General features: G+C 63.7%; 14 protein-coding genes and 1 pseudogene. 9 read left to right on the top strand and 6 right to left on the bottom strand.

The window, feature by feature from the left end; all coding sequences use genetic code 11:
• Window positions 1-37: 37 nt before the first annotated feature.
• Window positions 38-1,648, bottom strand: coding sequence for a glutamine-hydrolyzing GMP synthase (gene guaA, locus ACVWZM_RS00085; protein ID WP_456851354.1), 1,611 nt, complete (start codon window positions 1,646-1,648; stop codon window positions 38-40).
• 137 nt (window positions 1,649-1,785) lie between these two features.
• On the opposite strand from guaA, the gene ACVWZM_RS00090 reads away from it, so the two are divergent.
• The gene (locus ACVWZM_RS00090) at window positions 1,786-2,157 is read left to right on the top strand and encodes a nuclear transport factor 2 family protein (protein WP_057019785.1); all 372 of its coding nucleotides are present in this window, start codon (window positions 1,786-1,788) and stop codon (window positions 2,155-2,157) included.
• 144 nt (window positions 2,158-2,301) lie between these two features.
• The gene (locus tag ACVWZM_RS00095) at window positions 2,302-2,634 is read left to right on the top strand and encodes a DHCW motif cupin fold protein (RefSeq protein WP_456851356.1); all 333 of its coding nucleotides are present in this window, start codon (window positions 2,302-2,304) and stop codon (window positions 2,632-2,634) included.
• 198 nt (window positions 2,635-2,832) lie between these two features.
• On the opposite strand, the gene ACVWZM_RS00100 is transcribed toward ACVWZM_RS00095, so the two are convergent.
• Window positions 2,833-3,282 (bottom strand): winged helix-turn-helix transcriptional regulator, encoded by a 450-nt coding sequence (locus ACVWZM_RS00100; RefSeq protein WP_456851358.1) that lies wholly within the window; start codon window positions 3,280-3,282, stop codon window positions 2,833-2,835.
• A 116-nt stretch (window positions 3,283-3,398) separates the two neighbouring features.
• Between ACVWZM_RS00100 and ACVWZM_RS00105 the strand changes: the two are divergent.
• Window positions 3,399-4,671, top strand: a pseudogene (locus tag ACVWZM_RS00105) (MFS transporter).
• 119 nt (window positions 4,672-4,790) lie between these two features.
• On the opposite strand, the gene ACVWZM_RS00110 reads toward ACVWZM_RS00105, so the two are convergent.
• Window positions 4,791-6,089 (bottom strand): RsmB/NOP family class I SAM-dependent RNA methyltransferase, encoded by a 1,299-nt coding sequence (locus tag ACVWZM_RS00110; RefSeq protein ID WP_456851360.1) that lies wholly within the window; start codon window positions 6,087-6,089, stop codon window positions 4,791-4,793.
• Between the two features lie 22 nt (window positions 6,090-6,111).
• Window positions 6,112-6,534, bottom strand: coding sequence for an MAPEG family protein (locus ACVWZM_RS00115; RefSeq protein ID WP_057019781.1), 423 nt, complete (start codon window positions 6,532-6,534; stop codon window positions 6,112-6,114).
• A gap of 382 nt (window positions 6,535-6,916) precedes the next feature.
• On the opposite strand from ACVWZM_RS00115, the gene ACVWZM_RS00120 reads away from it, so the two are divergent.
• Window positions 6,917-7,753, top strand: coding sequence for a metallophosphoesterase family protein (locus tag ACVWZM_RS00120; RefSeq protein ID WP_456851362.1), 837 nt, complete (start codon window positions 6,917-6,919; stop codon window positions 7,751-7,753).
• Between the two features lie 6 nt (window positions 7,754-7,759).
• Here the strand turns inward: ACVWZM_RS00120 and ACVWZM_RS00125 are convergent, their stop codons facing one another.
• Both ACVWZM_RS00125 and ACVWZM_RS00130 read right to left on the bottom strand, forming a co-directional pair.
• Window positions 7,760-8,107, bottom strand: a complete 348-nt coding sequence (locus tag ACVWZM_RS00125; RefSeq protein WP_456851364.1) for a hypothetical protein — start codon at window positions 8,105-8,107, stop codon at window positions 7,760-7,762.
• Between the two features lie 53 nt (window positions 8,108-8,160).
• The gene (locus ACVWZM_RS00130; RefSeq protein ID WP_456851368.1) at window positions 8,161-9,183 is read right to left on the bottom strand and encodes an NADP-dependent oxidoreductase; all 1,023 of its coding nucleotides are present in this window, start codon (window positions 9,181-9,183) and stop codon (window positions 8,161-8,163) included.
• A gap of 703 nt (window positions 9,184-9,886) precedes the next feature.
• On the opposite strand from ACVWZM_RS00130, the gene ACVWZM_RS00135 reads away from it, so the two are divergent.
• The 5 genes from ACVWZM_RS00135 (at window position 9,887) to ACVWZM_RS00155 (ending at window position 16,129) form a co-directional block, all read left to right on the top strand.
• On the top strand, window positions 9,887-11,857 hold the full coding sequence (locus tag ACVWZM_RS00135) for an AMP-binding protein (RefSeq protein ID WP_456780834.1): 1,971 nt from the start codon (window positions 9,887-9,889) through the stop codon (window positions 11,855-11,857).
• Complete coding sequence (locus tag ACVWZM_RS00140; RefSeq protein WP_456827446.1) at window positions 11,854-12,639, top strand: ABC transporter ATP-binding protein; 786 nt, start codon at window positions 11,854-11,856, stop codon at window positions 12,637-12,639. Before ACVWZM_RS00135 ends, ACVWZM_RS00140 begins: the two co-directional genes overlap by 4 nt.
• A gap of 9 nt (window positions 12,640-12,648) precedes the next feature.
• A complete protein-coding gene (locus ACVWZM_RS00145) occupies window positions 12,649-13,578 on the top strand; it encodes a branched-chain amino acid ABC transporter permease (RefSeq protein WP_080667122.1) in 930 nt (309 codons plus the stop codon).
• A gap of 15 nt (window positions 13,579-13,593) precedes the next feature.
• On the top strand, window positions 13,594-14,721 hold the full coding sequence (locus tag ACVWZM_RS00150) for a branched-chain amino acid ABC transporter permease (protein WP_456851370.1): 1,128 nt from the start codon (window positions 13,594-13,596) through the stop codon (window positions 14,719-14,721).
• Between the two features lie 82 nt (window positions 14,722-14,803).
• A complete protein-coding gene (locus ACVWZM_RS00155) occupies window positions 14,804-16,129 on the top strand; it encodes an ABC transporter substrate-binding protein (RefSeq protein WP_057019777.1) in 1,326 nt (441 codons plus the stop codon).
• Window positions 16,130-16,158 lie beyond the last annotated feature (29 nt).

The following is a 16,158-nucleotide window of genomic DNA, read 5'->3' on the forward strand; positions in this document are numbered from 1 at the left end:
TCTGGCGTATTAGGGGCAGCGTTCGGATAGGCCAAAATTATTCCCACTCAATCGTCCCCGGCGGCTTGCTGGTCACGTCGTACACCACCCGGTTCACGCCTTTCACCTCGTTGATGATGCGCGTCGCGGTCTCGCCCAGGAACTTCATGTCGAACTGGTAGAAGTCGGCGGTCATGCCGTCGGTCGAGGTGACGGCGCGGAGGCCGACGACGTATTCGTAAGTTCTGCCATCGCCCATCACGCCGACGGTCTTGACCGGCAGCAGCACGGCGAAGGCCTGCCAGATCGCATCGTAGAGGCCGTGCCTGCGGATCTGGTCGATATAGACCGCGTCCGCGTTGCGCAGGATGTCGAGCTTTTCCCTGGTGATGTCGCCGGGGCAGCGGATGGCGAGGCCGGGGCCCGGGAACGGGTGGCGGCCGACGAAGACTTCGGGCAGGCCGAGCTCACGGCCGAGCACGCGCACCTCGTCCTTGAACAATTCGCGCAGCGGCTCGACCAGCTTCATGTTCATGCGAGCCGGAAGGCCGCCGACATTGTGGTGCGACTTGATGGTGACAGACGGGCCACCGGTGAACGACACGCTCTCGATCACGTCGGGATAGAGCGTGCCCTGCGCCAGAAATTCGGCGCCGCCGATCTTCTTGGCTTCCGCCTCGAACACGTCGATGAACAGACGCCCGATGGTCTTGCGCTTCACCTCGGGGTCGGTGACGCCCTCGAGCTCGCCGAGAAACTCCTTCGACGCGTCCACATGGACCAGCGGGATGTTGTAGTGGTTGCGGAACAGGTCGACGACGGTCTTGGCCTCGTCGAGCCGCAGCAGGCCGTGATCGACGAACACGCAGGTGAGCTGGTCGCCGATCGCCTCGTGGATCAAGACCGCCGCGACCGCGGAATCGACGCCGCCGGAGAGGCCGCAGATCACCTTGCCCTTGCCCACCTGGGCGCGGATCTTCTCGATCGCCTCCTCGCGGAACGCCCGCATGGTCCAGTCGCCGGTGAGCCCTGCGACCTTGCGCACGAAGTTGCGCAACAGCTTGGCGCCGTCGGGCGTGTGCACCACCTCAGGATGGAACATCAGGCCGTAATATTTGCGCGTCTCGTCCTGGATGATCGCGAACGGTGCATTCGGCGAGGTGCCGGCCACTGAGAAGCCGGGCGGCATTTTCGTGATGCGGTCGCCATGGCTCATCCACACCTGGTGCTTCTCGCCGTGGCCCCAGATGCCGTCGAACAGCCGGCTGTCGGTCTTCACCTCGACATCGGCGCGGCCGAACTCGCGGTGGTGCCCGCCCTCGACCTCGCCGCCGAGCTGGGCCGCGAGCGTCATCTGGCCGTAGCAGATGCCGAGCACGGGGACGCCCGACTCGAAGATCAGCTGCGGCGCGCGTGGCGAGCCGGTCTCGTGAACGGACTCCGGACCGCCGGAGAGGATCACCGCCTTCGGCTTCATCTCCTTGAAGGCGGCCTCCGCCTTCTGGAACGGCACGATCTCGGAATAGACGCCCATCTCGCGGACGCGGCGGGCGATCAGTTGCGTCACCTGGCTGCCGAAATCGACAATCAGAATCTTGTCATGCGCCGAGGCCACGGAGGGCGTCGACGGTGCTTGAACCGTGTCTTGGGCTGTGTGCTGGGCTGTCATGGCAAGCAGATACGCGACGGCGCCCGCCCCCGCAACCGCGCTCGGAGGGGCGCCCACATTCTTCTTTGGGCATGGACAAATCGATATAGGTCAATATTATTGACCTAATTTGGCCATAAGCCACATGGAGGAAACCAATGCCGGATTTTCACGACCCGCCCCGCCTTGCCGCGCTCGGCCGCGACTGGATCGCCGCCTGGAACGCGCGCGACCTCGAGCGTGTGCTGGCGATGTATGCCGAGGATGCCGAGATGACCTCGGACCGGATCCCGCCGCTCGGCTTCGGCGCGTCAGGCACCGTGCACGGCAAGGCGAGCTTGCGGGCCTATTGGAGCGCGGCGCTGGCGAAATTGCCCGAGCTGCATTTCGAGCTGATCGACCTCTATGTATCGCCGGACAGCGTCGTCGTGTTCTACCAGAACGAACGCGGCAAGAAGATCTGCGAGTATCTGCGGCTGGATGCCGAGGGGAAGATCCGGCAAGGCTCGGCGAACCATCTGGTGGGGTGAGGCTGCTTCTCAGCCGTCATTGCGAGCGAAGCGAAGCAATCCATTTTGTCCGCATATGCGGAACGATGGATTGCTTCGTCGCTTCGCTCCTCGCAATGACAGTAGAGGACTCCTGGGTTGAACAGAACGTCAGGAACCACGCGCATGAAAATCCCGACCCTGCCCTTCACCGTCACCGACTGGAACAAGCTCGAGCCTTCAGTGCATCCCGGCGAGACCGGACAGGCGCTGTGGCGCACGCTCAACATCGGCGAGCTGCGGGTCCGGATGGTCGAATATTCGCCCGGCTATCTCGCCGATCACTGGTGCGATCGCGGCCATGTGCTCTACGTCGTCGCGGGCGAGCTCGACACCGAGCTGCGCGACGGCCGCAGATTCACGCTGAAATCAGGCATGAGCTACCAGGTCTCCGACTTCGGCGACGCTGCGCACCGCTCGTCGACCAAGACAGGTGCGACGCTGTTTATTGTGGATTGATCACACGTCATCCGTCACCCCCGCGCAAAGGCTTCGCCTTTGTCGCTGGAGGAGCGCGTAGCGCGTCTCGAAGGGCGACGGCCCGGCTCCATCCCCGTCATTGGGAGCGTAGCGAAGCAATCCATCGCGCCGCTTGCCGAAACATGGATTGCTTCGTCGCTTCCCTCCTCGCAATGAGGGAGAGAGTCCGCCCTTCGCTCACCGCCGCCGCGCCACCTTCCTCACCTTCGTGTCCGCCCAGCCAAGCGGCTTGCCGCTCTTCGACGGCAGCACGAGTTGCCCGACCGCCTGGCCGGCCTGGTCGAGCAGCACCGAATGCGGCTCGCCGCGCGCAAAGAGATGCGCCTCGCCCCATTGCCGCAAGCTGACCACGATCGGGAACAGGTCGTGGCCCCGCCTGGTCAGCACATATTCCTGATAGGCGCTGCCGTCGGAGGCTGCGACCTGCTCGAGCACGCCGAGCTCGATCAGCGTGCGCAGCCGCGTCGTCAGCATGCCCTTGGCGATGCCGAGATTCTTCTGGAAGTCGCCGAACCGGCGCAGGCCGTCGAAAGCGTCGCGCACGATCAGCAGCGACCACCAGTCGCCGATCGCATCCAGCGCGCGCGCCACCGGGCATTCCGCTTTGGCGAATCCGGTCCGCTTCATCGCGGCCAACCTTTCTCGATCACGATTCCGAACTGGTCCTAAAATAGGACTAGACAGCGCCCGGCGCAACTGGTCTCATTATAAGACCAGATTGACCAGACTGCAGCGGAGACGTCATGACGAACCAGACCATGGCCAAGGCCGGACCGGCCGAAGCCGATCACAAGACGCACAACAGGCCCAACCACACCACGGCTCGCGCTCTGTCTCCCGCCGTCGTGCTGCTGTTCGCCGTCGCCTGCGGGCTGAGCGTCGCCAACATCTATTTCGCGCAGCCGCTGCTCGACACCATGGCGCAGGATCTCTCCATCGCGCCGGCGGTGATCGGCGGCGTCGTGACGCTGACCCAGATCGGCTATGCCTTCGGCTTGATGCTGATCGTGCCGCTCGGCGACCTCTGGGACCGCCGCAGGCTGATCGTCGGCCAGACCGTGCTGTCGGCGATCGCGCTCACCATCGTCGGCGCCGCGCCGAACGCCGCGGTACTGCTTGTCGGCATGGTGCTGGTCGGGCTGCTCGCCGTCGTGATCCAGGTGCTGGTCGCCTACGCCGCGACGCTGGCGGCGCCGGCCGACCGCGGCCGCACCATCGGCACCGTCACCAGCGGCGTGGTTTCGGGCATTCTGCTCGCACGGTTTGCCGCCGGCGCGCTGGCCGATCTCGGCGGCTGGCGCGTGGTCTACCTCACCTCGGCCGCGCTGACGCTGGTGCTGGCGGCGCTGTTGGCACGCGCGCTGCCGCGGCATGCGCCGCAGCCGATGGCCGGATCGTCCTACGCCAAGCTGTTGCGCTCGACGCTCGCGCTGTTCGTCGAGGAGCAGGTATTGCGCGAACGCGCGGTGTTCGCGCTCTTGATCTTCGCGAGCTTCAGCGTGTTCTGGAGCTCGGTCGTGCTGCCGCTCGCGGCACCCCCGCTCTCGTTGTCGCATACCACGATCGGGATGCTCGGGATCGCAGGCCTCGCCGGGCGCGCTGGCGGCACGCAATTCCGGTCAGTTCGCCGACCGCGGCTGGGGGCAGCGCACCACCGGCCTGTCGCTGCTGCTGATGCTCGCCGGCTGGGTGCCGATCGCCTGCCTCAACACCTCGCTATGGCTGGTCGTGGCCGGCGTCCTGATGATCGACTTCGCGGTGCAGGCGATCCATGTCACCAACCAGAGCCTGATCGTCGCCGCGCGCCCCGACGCGGCGAGCCGGCTGGTCGGCGGCTACATGGTGTTCTACTCGATCGGAACGGGTTTTGGCGCGATCAGTTCGACAATGGCCTATGCCGCCGCCGGCTGGTCCGGCGTCTGCGTGCTGGGGGCCGCGATCAGCGCCTGCGCGCTGCTGTACTGGGTCATCGTGGTGAGCCGGACGCCGGCGGCGGGCTGCCTACAGACGCGCTAGCGACCACCGTCATTCCGGGGCGCGCAAAAGCGCGAACCTGGAATCTCGAGGTTCCCCGGCGCGCAATTGCGCGCCTGAGGTTCGATGCTGCGCATCGCCCCGGAACGACGAAATTCAAATCACGCCTTCCTCAGCACCGAGACGAAGAACCCATCCGTGCCGGTGCGGCGTGGCGTCATCAGCAGGCCTTCCGCTGACTGCAGCGCAGCCTCGGCAAAGGCTTCGGCCTTGTCCCACAGCACCGCTGCGGTCTGCTCCGGCGGCTGCACGGAAAACTCCGGATGCCGCGCGATGAAGGCCCTGACCTGCTCGCCGTTCTCCTCCGAGAGCACCGAGCAGGTGATGTAGGCGATCCGGCCGCCGCCCTTCACCAGCGGCGCGGCGCGCTCCAGGACCTCGGCCTGATCCTTCAGCCGCACCTCGAGCGCGCCGGGGCGCATGCGCCATTTGGCGTCGGGATTGCGGCGCCAGGTCCCGGTGCCGGTGCAGGGCGCGTCGATCAGCACGAGGTCGGCGGACGCCTTGATGTCGGACAGCACCTCCTCCTCGCCGCGGGGCGTGCGCACATCGCAATTGTGCACGCCGGCGCGCGACAGCCGTTCATGGATCGGCGCAAGCTGCCGCTTGTCGCTGTCGGTCGCGATCAGCCGGCCTTTGCCCTGCATCATCGCCGCCACCGCCAGCGTCTTGCCGCCGGCGCCGGCGCAGAGGTCGATCACCTGCTCACCCGGCTTGGCCGCCGAGAACAGCGCGGCGAGCTGCGAGCCCTCGTCCTGGACCTCGATGGCGCCCTTGATGAAATCCTCCTCGGCATGGATGCCCGGATTGCGCGCGTCGGCGCCGAGCTCGATGCGCAGGCCGAGCGGCGACCACGGCGTTTCCTTCGCACTGAGATGCGACAGCCGCGGCAGCACCTTCTCGCGCTTGCCGCGCAGCGTGTTGACGCGCAGATCGAGCGGCGCGCGGCTCGCCATCGCGGTCGCTTCCGCGGCGCGGTCGTCGCCGAACACCCTTGCCAGATGCGGGTCGAGCCAGTCCGGATAATCGCCCGCGACATGCGCCGGCGCATTCTTGAGCGAGCGCGAGGCCAATGCGGCCTCCTCGGTCGCGGTCAGCGGATCCGGCGCGAACCGGCCGCCGTCGCACAGCGCCTGGATCGTGGCGATGTCCATGCCGCGTTCGAGCTTGAGCATGCCGAGCAGGCGCGACCGGGCGCTGGCGTCATCCATCAACCAGGCCGCAGAGGATTGCCGGCGCAGCACGTCCCAGATCAGGCCGGAGATCGCGGCGCGATCGCCGGAGCCGGCATAACGGTGCGCGGTGCCCCATTCCTTCAGCGCTTTCGCCGCGGGAATGCGCTGTGCGTCGATGGTGGCGATCAGCTCGATCGCGGCGGAAAGCCGGGCAGCAGGGGTCATTGATCTCTTTCGGTTGGGCGCATCAGATCAGCAGCAGCAGTCTGAGCGCGAAATACAGCCACATGGCTGCCAGCACCAGCGCGCCGGCGAACCAGACGAGCGAGCGCGGCCGCACGTCGTTGGAGGTGACGAACACGCCGGCATGGGCAAATCGTGTCACCACGAACACCCAGGACATCAACACGATGAACAGATCGGCACGGCGCAGCGGCAGCGCAATAGCGATCAGGACATAGAACAGGATCGGCAGCTCGAACTGGTTGGCGAAGCAGTTGCCGAACTTGGTGGCTTGGGCCGGCCAGTTCGGCTCGCGCAGCGCGATATCGCCGATCTTGGTCTCGCCACTCGTCAGCGCCCTCGTGCGCGTCGTCGCCATGGCGAACAACAGCGCGAAGGTGATCCCGATCTGGATGAAGACCGGTAACAGAACCATTTGAACCGACATCAAAAATCTCCCTCAGCCGCGGGCGCCCGGCCGCCCTCTTAGCCGCCGCTCGCGCCCAACACAATGAAGCGTGCGCGGTAACCCGTTGAACCGTGATCCGAGCCCGGATGACCAACTCCCAGGACCAATGACGGTTTCAGCCCCTCACGGTTGGCCCGATCAGCATCATCACCCTGATCCTCGACAGCGCGGCCCCCGGCAGCGGCGTGCCCGGCATGGTGACGGCGGGCTCGCCGGCATCGGTGCGGCAACTGGCGATCCAGCGACCGCCCCAAAAGGCGCAAAGCCAAACAACACATCAAACAGAGCATCGAACAAGACGGCGAAATCGTCATCGTTCCGACTTCGCGCCGACCTATGCTCCGGCCGAAAGGAGCGATGCATGCCCCAATTTCGCCTGACACAGATCTCCGACACCCATCTCGCGCGCCGCTTCAAGCCGCTGATCGACAACTTTCATCGCGTCAGCGAGCACATCGACGCGACGCGTCCCGATCTCGTGCTCAACTCCGGCGACGTCTCGTTCGACGGGCCGACCAGCCGCGACGACCTCGCATTCGCCAAGGAGCTGCACAACGCGCTGCCGGTCGATTGCCTCTATCTGCCGGGCAATCACGACATCGGCGACAATCCGACCGCGGTCGGCCCCACGCCTTCACAATTGCCGACCGAGGAGACGCGCGGCGCCTTCACCTCGGTGCTCGGCGAGGACCGCTGGCATTTCGACGCTGCCGGCTGGTGCTTCATCGGGTTGAATTCGCTGATCATGAACACCGGCCTCGACAGCGAGGCCGAGCAGTTCGACTGGCTCGCAGGCGCGCTCGACAGGGCCGTCGGCAGGCCGGTCGCGCTGTTCCTGCACAAGCCGCTCTATCTCGACCTGCCCTACGATGCCGAGCGCGCCGAGACCGCGATCCGCTTCGTGCCGCAACCGGCGCGCCGCCGCCTGATCGAGATGCTCGGCAAGGTCGATTGGCGTCTGGTCGGCAGCGGCCATGTGCACCAGCGTCGCGACTATACGTTCGAGCATGTCAGACACATCTGGGCGCCCTCGGCCGGCTTCGTCATCTCCGACGCGCGGCAGGAGGTGATCGGCATCAAGGAAACCGGTCTCGTCGAGTACCGCTTCCAGCCCGACAGTTTCGAGGTCCGCCACGTCAGGGCGAAGGGCCAGGTCGATGTCGACCTGGACATGCTGCTCGGCAAGCAGCCGGCCTGAGCCGCGTCAGCTCCGCGCCGCGTCGTGCAGGTCCTGCTTGATCACGGTGAGCAGCGCCTGCAGCGAGTCCCTGTCGGGCTGTGGTGCCGCCGGCGCGGGGCGTGCGCGAGCTACGTGCGGCATGAAGCGGACCGGCGTCGTATTAGGCTGCTCCTCGACGAATTTTCCATGCAGGACGTCGTCGCGGCGGCCCATGACGAACATCGTCGCCCAATAGCAGACGCCGATGAGAATGACCCCGACAACAATAGCTTCAAAAATCATGGCTACACCTGAAATATAGCCATATTGAATCAACTGCTGCGGGTCTCCGTCAAGCAAATGGGGGCCGAAAGGCCCCCAAATCCCCGCCATTGTGGCGCTTTTGATACTTTGTTGCGCGGAATGGGAGCTTCCGGGCCTTCAACTCAAGCCTTGTCCGGCCCGACCCGGACCAGCTGCTTGCCGAAATTGGCGCCCTTGAGCAGGCCCATGAAGGCCTCCGGCGCGCTGTCCAGGCCCTCGGTCACGAACTCCTTGTACTTGACCTTGCCCTCGCGCACCCACCGCGACATGTCGCGGAGGAAGTCGCCATGCATGGCGGCGAAGTCGCTGACGATGAAGCCGCGGAAGGTCAGCCGCTTGGTCAGGATGTTGCGCATCATCGCGCCGGCCCATTTCGGGGCATGCGCTTCGGTGTCGTTGTAATGCGCGATCAGGCCGCAGACCGGGATGCGCGCGAACGCGTTGAGCAGCGGAAACACCGCGTCAAACACCGCACCGCCGACATTCTCGAAATAGACGTCGATGCCCTTCGGGCAGGCTTCCTTCAGCTTGGCCGCGAGATTGGGATCGCGGTGGTCGAGGCACTCGTCGAAGCCAAGCTCGTTCTTGACGTAGGCGCACTTGTCCTTGCCACCGGCGATGCCGATCGCCCGCGCGCCCTTGATCTTGGCGATCTGGCCGACCGCCGAGCCGACCGCGCCGGACGCCGCCGCGACCACCACCGTCTCGCCCGCCTGCGGCTTGCCGATCTCGAGCAGGCCGGTATAGGCGGTCATGCCGGGCATCCCGAGTACACCGACCGCGGTCGAGATCGGCGCGATCTTCGGATCGATCTTGGCAAGGCCCTTGCCGTCGGACAGCACATGCGTCTGCCAGCCCGCGCGCGACAGTACGATATCGCCCTCGGCAAAACCGGGATTGTTGGAGGCGATCACCTCGCTCACCGTGCCGCCTTCCATCACGCCTCCGACCGGCACCGGTGCGGCATAGGACGGACCGTCGGCCATGCGGCCGCGCATATAGGGATCGAGCGACAGCCAGATGGTGCGGAGCAGCACCTCGCCCGCACCCGGTGCCGGCGGCGTGTAGTCCTCGAGCCTGAAATTGGCCGACGTGGGCTCGCCGTGCGGGCGCGAAGCCAGAACGATGCGCTTTCCTTGGGACATGATTTCCTCTTGGGATGATTGGTTCGTGGCGCACACGTAGTCATGCAATCCACCTCCCCGCAAGGGAAATGGATTTGCTGTCTTCGCGTTGCGTTGTTTGAAATGTTGTTTGAAATGACAGCCATCATGCCAGGCACATTGGCGCCAACGCGATACCGTCACGTCGCGGCGGTTCGCAGGGCCCCCTGGTGGCGGCAGTTTGTCACGGCGCGCCACCGGCAAACGAAGCGGCCATCGTCAAGTCGCCTGACCCGACCTCGCGATCCGGCACGGCGGAGCCAGGCGGTCAGGCGGCCCTCCATGGTCGCAACGAGGGCGGCCGCGCAGCAAATCGGCAACCGGTTTCCGGTCGCCCTCGAAACCTGAGTGGCGCAGGACTCCGGTCAGCTTCGCGGGACCGTCCGATGGACGTGAGGCTCTCCGAAGCATTGGGGTTACCTCTTGAGAGCCGATCAGCGTCTTCGCGCCGCAATGTCCGTCTGGTGGCGGCCGGATTCACCTTCGGCGAATTGGCAGCCGGTAGACCTATCTCTGCCGCGCGCGCCCGCGGCAAAAACGCGACCTATCAATCTGGCACTTGTCGGACTTTCGATTCGCTGTAATCTCGGACCATGCGGCACTCGCATGTCTGTTACCCAAAAATGGGGCAGGCATCACCATAACAGGAGCGAACCAACGCTTCGGTTTTTGGATCGAGACCGACATGGCCGGCGACGGATCGTATGATACGTTTCCCAAATTGCTGCTGCGAAACACGGCACAATTTGGCACGCGGCCAGCGTTCCGGCACAAGGATCTTGGCATCTGGCAGAGCTGGACCTGGGCTGAGGTTGCCGAGATCATACGTAGCTACGCTGCCGGCTTGCATCGCCTCGGCTTGCGGCCTGGCGAGACAATCGCGGTCGTCGGCTCCAATCGGCCCAAGCTTTACTGGACCATGATGGCAGCGCAGACGCTGCGCGCAATCCCCGTTCCGGTCTACTCCGATGCAGTGGCTGATGAGCTTGCTTTTGTTCTCGCTCACGCCGAGGTGACGCTGGTCGCGGCGCAGGACCAGGAGCAGGTCGACAAGGTCCTCTCGGTGTCCGACCGACTGCCGCAACTCAACAGGATTATCTACGACGAACCGCGCGGAATCGACGGCTACGACCACGGTCGACTGATCGCAATCGGCGATATCATCAATGACGGCCGCGCCGCGCTTGCAGCCGACGCAGCACTTGGCGAACGGATCGATGAATCCATTCGGGCCGGCAACGGTTCGGACATCGCGATCATCCTCTACACCTCGGGAACGACCGGCGCGCCCAAGGGCGTCATGCTGTCGGCACGAGGCTGCATCGATGCTGCAACCGACACCACGCGGTTCGACAAGTTGACCGACAAGGACGTGGTGCTGGCCTATCTGCCGCTGGCTTGGGCGGGCGATCATTACGTCAGCTATGCGCAAGGCCTGGTGGCCGGATTCTGCATGGCGTGCCCCGAGAGCAGCAACACAATCGAGCAGGATCGGCATGAGATAGGACCAACCTTCTACCTGGCCCCGCCACGCGGTTACGAGGCCATGCTGACGCGGCTGATGGTCCGGATGGAGGACGCGGCGCCGATCAAGCGGCGATTGTTCAGCTACTTTCTGGACGTCGCGCGGCGGTATGGCGAGCAAGTCTTGACGGGACGTCCGGTGCCGCTGTCAGGCCGATTGCTCTATGCGCTCGGACGCTGGCTGGTCTACGAACCTCTCAAGAACGTTCTTGGCCTGTCTCAGGTGCGCGTCGCATACACTGGAGGCGAAGCTATCGGTCCGGATCTGTTCGCGTTCTACCGCGCGATCGGACTGAACCTGAAACAGCTCTACGGCCAGACCGAGGCGTTCCTCTATGTAACGTGTCAGCCCGATGGCGAGATCTATCCGGATACGGTTGGTCCGCCGGCGCCCAACGTCGACATCCGCATCGCGGACTCGGGCGAAGTGCAGTTTCGCTCGCCCGGCATGTTCCTCGGATATTTCAAGGATCAGGCAAAGACCGCGGAAGCGACGACGTCCGACGGATATGTCAGGACCGGCGATGCGGGCTTTTTCGACGAGAAAACCGGGCATCTGAAGATCATCGATCGTGCGAAGGACGTCGGTCGATTGGCTGACGGCACGATGTTTGCTCCCAAGTACCTTGAGAACAAGCTGAAGTTCTATCCCAATATCAAGGAAGCGATCACGTTCGGTGACTCCAGAGAGTTCGTATGCGCCATGCTCAACATCGACCCGGTCGCGGTCGCGAATTGGGCGGAACGCAACAACGTCGCCTACGGGTCCTATCAGGAGCTTGCCGGGCATCCGCTGGTCTACGACATGGTCGCCAGAGACGTTGCCGCGGTGAACCGCTCCCTGGCAGGGGAAACGGTGCTTGCGGGCGCCCAGATTCGCCGCTTCCTCATTCTGCACAAGGAGCTCGACGCGGATGACGGCGAGCTGACCCGCACGCAGAAAGTGCGCCGCCGCTTCATTGCCGAACGCTATGCGTCGTTGGTCACGGCACTCTACAACGGAGCGCATGACGCCGACATTTCCACGGAAGTGACGTTTGAGGATGGCCGGAAGGGCACGATCGCTGCACGAGTCGAGATTCGCGACATGCAAATCATCGGTCCGGCAGAATCGCTGGGAAGAGCGGCATGAGAGCCCCAAACACCAACGAAATCCTGCTGCAGGTCGAGGGCGTGGCACTGGCCTTCGGCGGCGTCAAGGCGCTGCGGGACGTCTCGTTCAACGTCAAAAGAGGCGAAATTCGCGCCATCATCGGCCCCAATGGCGCCGGCAAAACCTCAATGCTGAACGTCGTCAACGGGTTCTATCACCCCAACCATGGCGCCATCACCTTCAAGGGAAGCACCCGGTCCAAAATGCAGCCGTTCGAGGCGGCGCGCGGCGGCATCGCGCGCACCTTTCAGAATGTCGCCCTGTTCAAGGGCATGAGCGCGCTCGACAACATCATGGCAGGCCGCACCTTGAAGGTGCGCCGGGGGCTGTTGTGGCAGCTGCTGCGTTATGGCCCTGCCCTCGCAGAGGAGATCGAGCATCGGCGCAAGGTCGAGGAGATCATCGACTTCCTGGAGATCGAGACAATCCGCAAGGTACCCGTCGGGCGTCTGCCATACGGCTTGCAGAAGCGTGTCGAACTCGGTCGCGCCCTGGCGATGGAGCCCGACCTTCTGCTCCTGGACGAGCCGATGGCAGGCATGAACCTCGAGGAGAAGGAAGACATGTCGCGGTTCATCATTGATGTGAACAACCATTACGGCACGACCATCGCCCTGATCGAGCACGACATGGCCGTGGTCATGGATCTGTCGGATCGCGTAGCGGTGCTTGATCACGGCGTGAAGATCGCCGACGGCACGCCTGATGAAGTGAAGAGAAGTCAAGCCGTCATCGACGCATATCTTGGCGTCGCGCATTGAGGTGCGTCCATGATCGCACTGGGTCAGTTTCTCGAGGTCCTGATCGGCGGATTGATGTCCGGCGTGCTCTATTCGCTGGTCGCGCTCGGCTTCGTGCTGATCTTCAAGGCATCCGGCGTATTCAACTATGCGCAGGGAGCAATGGTGTTGCTCGCGGGATTGGCGCTGGTTCGCGCCCTCGACCTCCTGGTCGCCAACGGCCTTCCGCTTTGGGTCGCGGTCATCCTCGCTATCGGCTTTGCCGCCGTGATTATGGCAGCAACCGCCTGGCTCATCGAGCGGTTCGTGATCGGACCTCTGGTCAATCAGGATGGCTTGACGCTGTTCATGTCGACGATCGGCGTGACATTCGTCATCGAGGGCGCCGCGGAGATGATCTTCGGATCGGACGTCTACCCGTTGCGGCTGTTCCCGACCGACGCCTGGTTCTTGTTCGAAGGCCTGTTCCCGGGCGGGATTCTGGTCAACAAGCTGGACGTCTGGGGCGCATTGATCGCGGGCGTCCTGGTCGCCGGCCTCGCGGTCTTCTTTCAGCGCACCAAGACCGGTCGCGCGCTCAGAGCCGTGGCCGACGACCATTTGGCCGCGCACTCGATCGGGATTCCAATCAGCTGGATTTGGTTCGTGGTCTGGCTCGTTGCCGGCCTCGTTGCGCTCGTCGCGGCGACCGTGTGGGGAACCAAGCTTGGCGTGCAGTTCTCCATCACGTTTCTCGCGCTGAAGGCTTTGCCGGTCCTGATCATCGGCGGCCTCACCTCCATTCCCGGGGCCATCGTCGGCGGGCTCATTGTCGGGGCCGGCGAGAAGCTCGCAGAGGTATATCTCGGTCCATCCATCGGCGGCGGCATCGAATATTGGTTTGCCTACGTGCTGGCGTTGGCGGTGCTGCTCTTGCGGCCGCAGGGCCTGTTCGGCGAACGCATCATCGAACGTGTCTGAGGCAGGGAGGTCGTTGTGCTCTATCGCGAAGCTGGCCAGTTCAAGGCGACCTATGCGGAGGATATGGCGATCTTCCCGATCCGGCAGGATCGTATCGCCCTCGCCGTCTTGCTCGCGATTGCTTTCATTGGCGTGCCGCTGTTGGCCACCTTCCGGATCTGGCCGTTCGGCACCGACTATCTGTTGTGGGCCATCCTGCTGCCCTTCCTCATCCTGGCGCTCGCCGCCATCGGGACAAACATTCTCGTCGGCTATTGCGGCCAGATATCGCTCGGCAGCGGCGCGTTCATGGCCATCGGCGCCTATTCCGCCTACAAGCTGGCGACCGGCGTTCATATCCCGCTTGCCTGGCTTGGCTTCGCGATCGCGATCCCACCGTTGCCCGTGCTGGCATCCATTCTGCTTGGCGGGCTCATGGCGGCGGGTGCCGGAATCCTGTTCGGCATTCCCAGTCTCCGGATCAAAGGTCTCTACCTGGCGGTCGCAACGCTCGCCGCGCAGTTCTTCTTCGATTGGGCGTTCCTGCGGATTCCGTGGTTCACCAACTACGCCCCGTCGGGATCAGTGAATGCGCCGGAACTGGATTTCTTCGGCATGGTCGTACGCACGCCGGTCGAGCGTTACCTGCTTTGCCTGACCTTCGCGACTGTCATGGCGGTGTTGGCGAAAAATCTCGTGCGCGGCAATCTCGGCAGGCAGTGGATGGCGATCCGCGACATGGATATCGCCGCCGAGTTGATCGGCATCAGGCCGCTTTATGCAAAACTGACGGCTTTCGCGGTCTCTTCGTTCATCATCGGGGTGGCGGGTGCGCTCTGGGCGTTCGTCTACCTCGGTTCATGGGAGCCGCTCGCGTTCTCGATCGACCGCTCGCTTGAGCTTCTGTTCATGGTCATCATCGGCGGGCTCGGCTCGATCATGGGTTCGTTCATCGGAGCAGCGTTCATCCTCATCGTGCCGATCATGCTGAATGTGATTCCGACCAAGCTCGGCCTGCCACTGTCGACGCAAACGATCACTCACCTCCAGTTCATCATCTTCGGATCCTTGATCTGCTATCTGCTCATCAAGGAACCCCATGGCTTCGCCCGGCTGATCTCGATCGGCAAGGAGAAGCTCAGGCTTTGGCCGTTTCCCTATTGAGGCAGTGATCGTGCCTTGATCGCAATCGGGTGACGGCCGCCGACAACGGAGAGGAAGGAAGTACCGCAAGGAGGATATCAATATGGCAAGTATTGCACGCAGGTTACTGATACTCGCGATCGCCTTGGCCGGCGCGGCGCTTAGCGCACCGGCCGCAGCGCAAAACGAACAGTTCATCCCAATTCTGTCCTACCGGACCGGACCGTACGCTGTGAACGGCGCGCCCTACGCAAACGGCGTGGTAGACTATTACAACCTGATCAATGAACGTGACGGCGGCATCAACGGCGTCAGGATTCTGATCGAGGAATGCGAGACGGGCTACGCGACCGACAAGGGAGTGGAGTGTTACGAGCGTCTCAAGAGCAAAGGACCAACCGGCGCGGCCTTCATCAATCCGCTGTCGACCGGGATCACCTTCGCACTCACCGAAAAGACCGCGGCTGACAAGATCCCGATCATTACGATGGGGTATGGCCGTGCCGATTCCAAGAACGGCGCGGTGTTCGCATATAATTTTCCATTGCTCGGCACGTATTGGTCCGCGGCCGACATCGCGATCCAGCACGTCGCCAAGGAACTCGGCGGCTTCGACAAGCTGAAAGGCAGGAAGATTTCGCTGCTGTACCATGACAGCCCCTACGGCAAAGAGCCAATTCCGATGCTGCAGGTGCTGGCGCAGAAGTACGGCTTTGAGTTCACGCCGATTCCCGTCACGCATCCCGGCGTCGAGCAGAAGTCGCAATGGCTGGCGATCCGCCAGCACCGGCCGGACTATGTCCTGGTCTGGGGCTGGGGCGTCATGAACAGCACGGCAATCAAGGAAGCGGCCGCCGTCGCCTATCCGCGTGACAAGATGATCGGTGTTTGGTGGTCAGGCGCAGAGCCGGATGTGACGCCGGCGGGCGATCAGGCCAGCGGTTACAAATCGTTGATGCTTCAGCATGGCGCAGGAAAATTCCCCGCGCACGCCGACATAGAGAAATACGTCTACGCCAAGGGAAAGGGTTCGACAGAACCTGGCAAGATCGGCGAAGTCCTCTACAACCGCGGCATCACGAATGCCATGCTCGGCGTAGAGGCGATCCGCAAGGCGCAAGAAAAATTCGGCAAGCAACCGCTGACGGGCGAGCAGGTCCGTTGGGGGCTTGAGAACCTGATACTCACCGATGCACGAATCAAGGAGCTCGGTTTTGAGGGAATGTTGAAGCCGGTCAGCATTTCCTGCTCCGACCACGAAGGCGCGCGCTACGGGCGCGTCCAGCAATGGGATGGCAAGGGTTGGAAAGTGATCTCCGACTGGTACACGGCTGACGAATCGCTCATCGAACCGCTCGTCGCCGACGTGTCCGCGAAGTATGCCGCGGAGAAGAAGATCAAGCCGCGCGACTGCGCGAAAGAAACCTGACCCGTGCGAGTGATCCGGGAGGCAGGATT

It is taken from the genome of Bradyrhizobium sp. USDA 4501 (assembly GCF_054062115.1).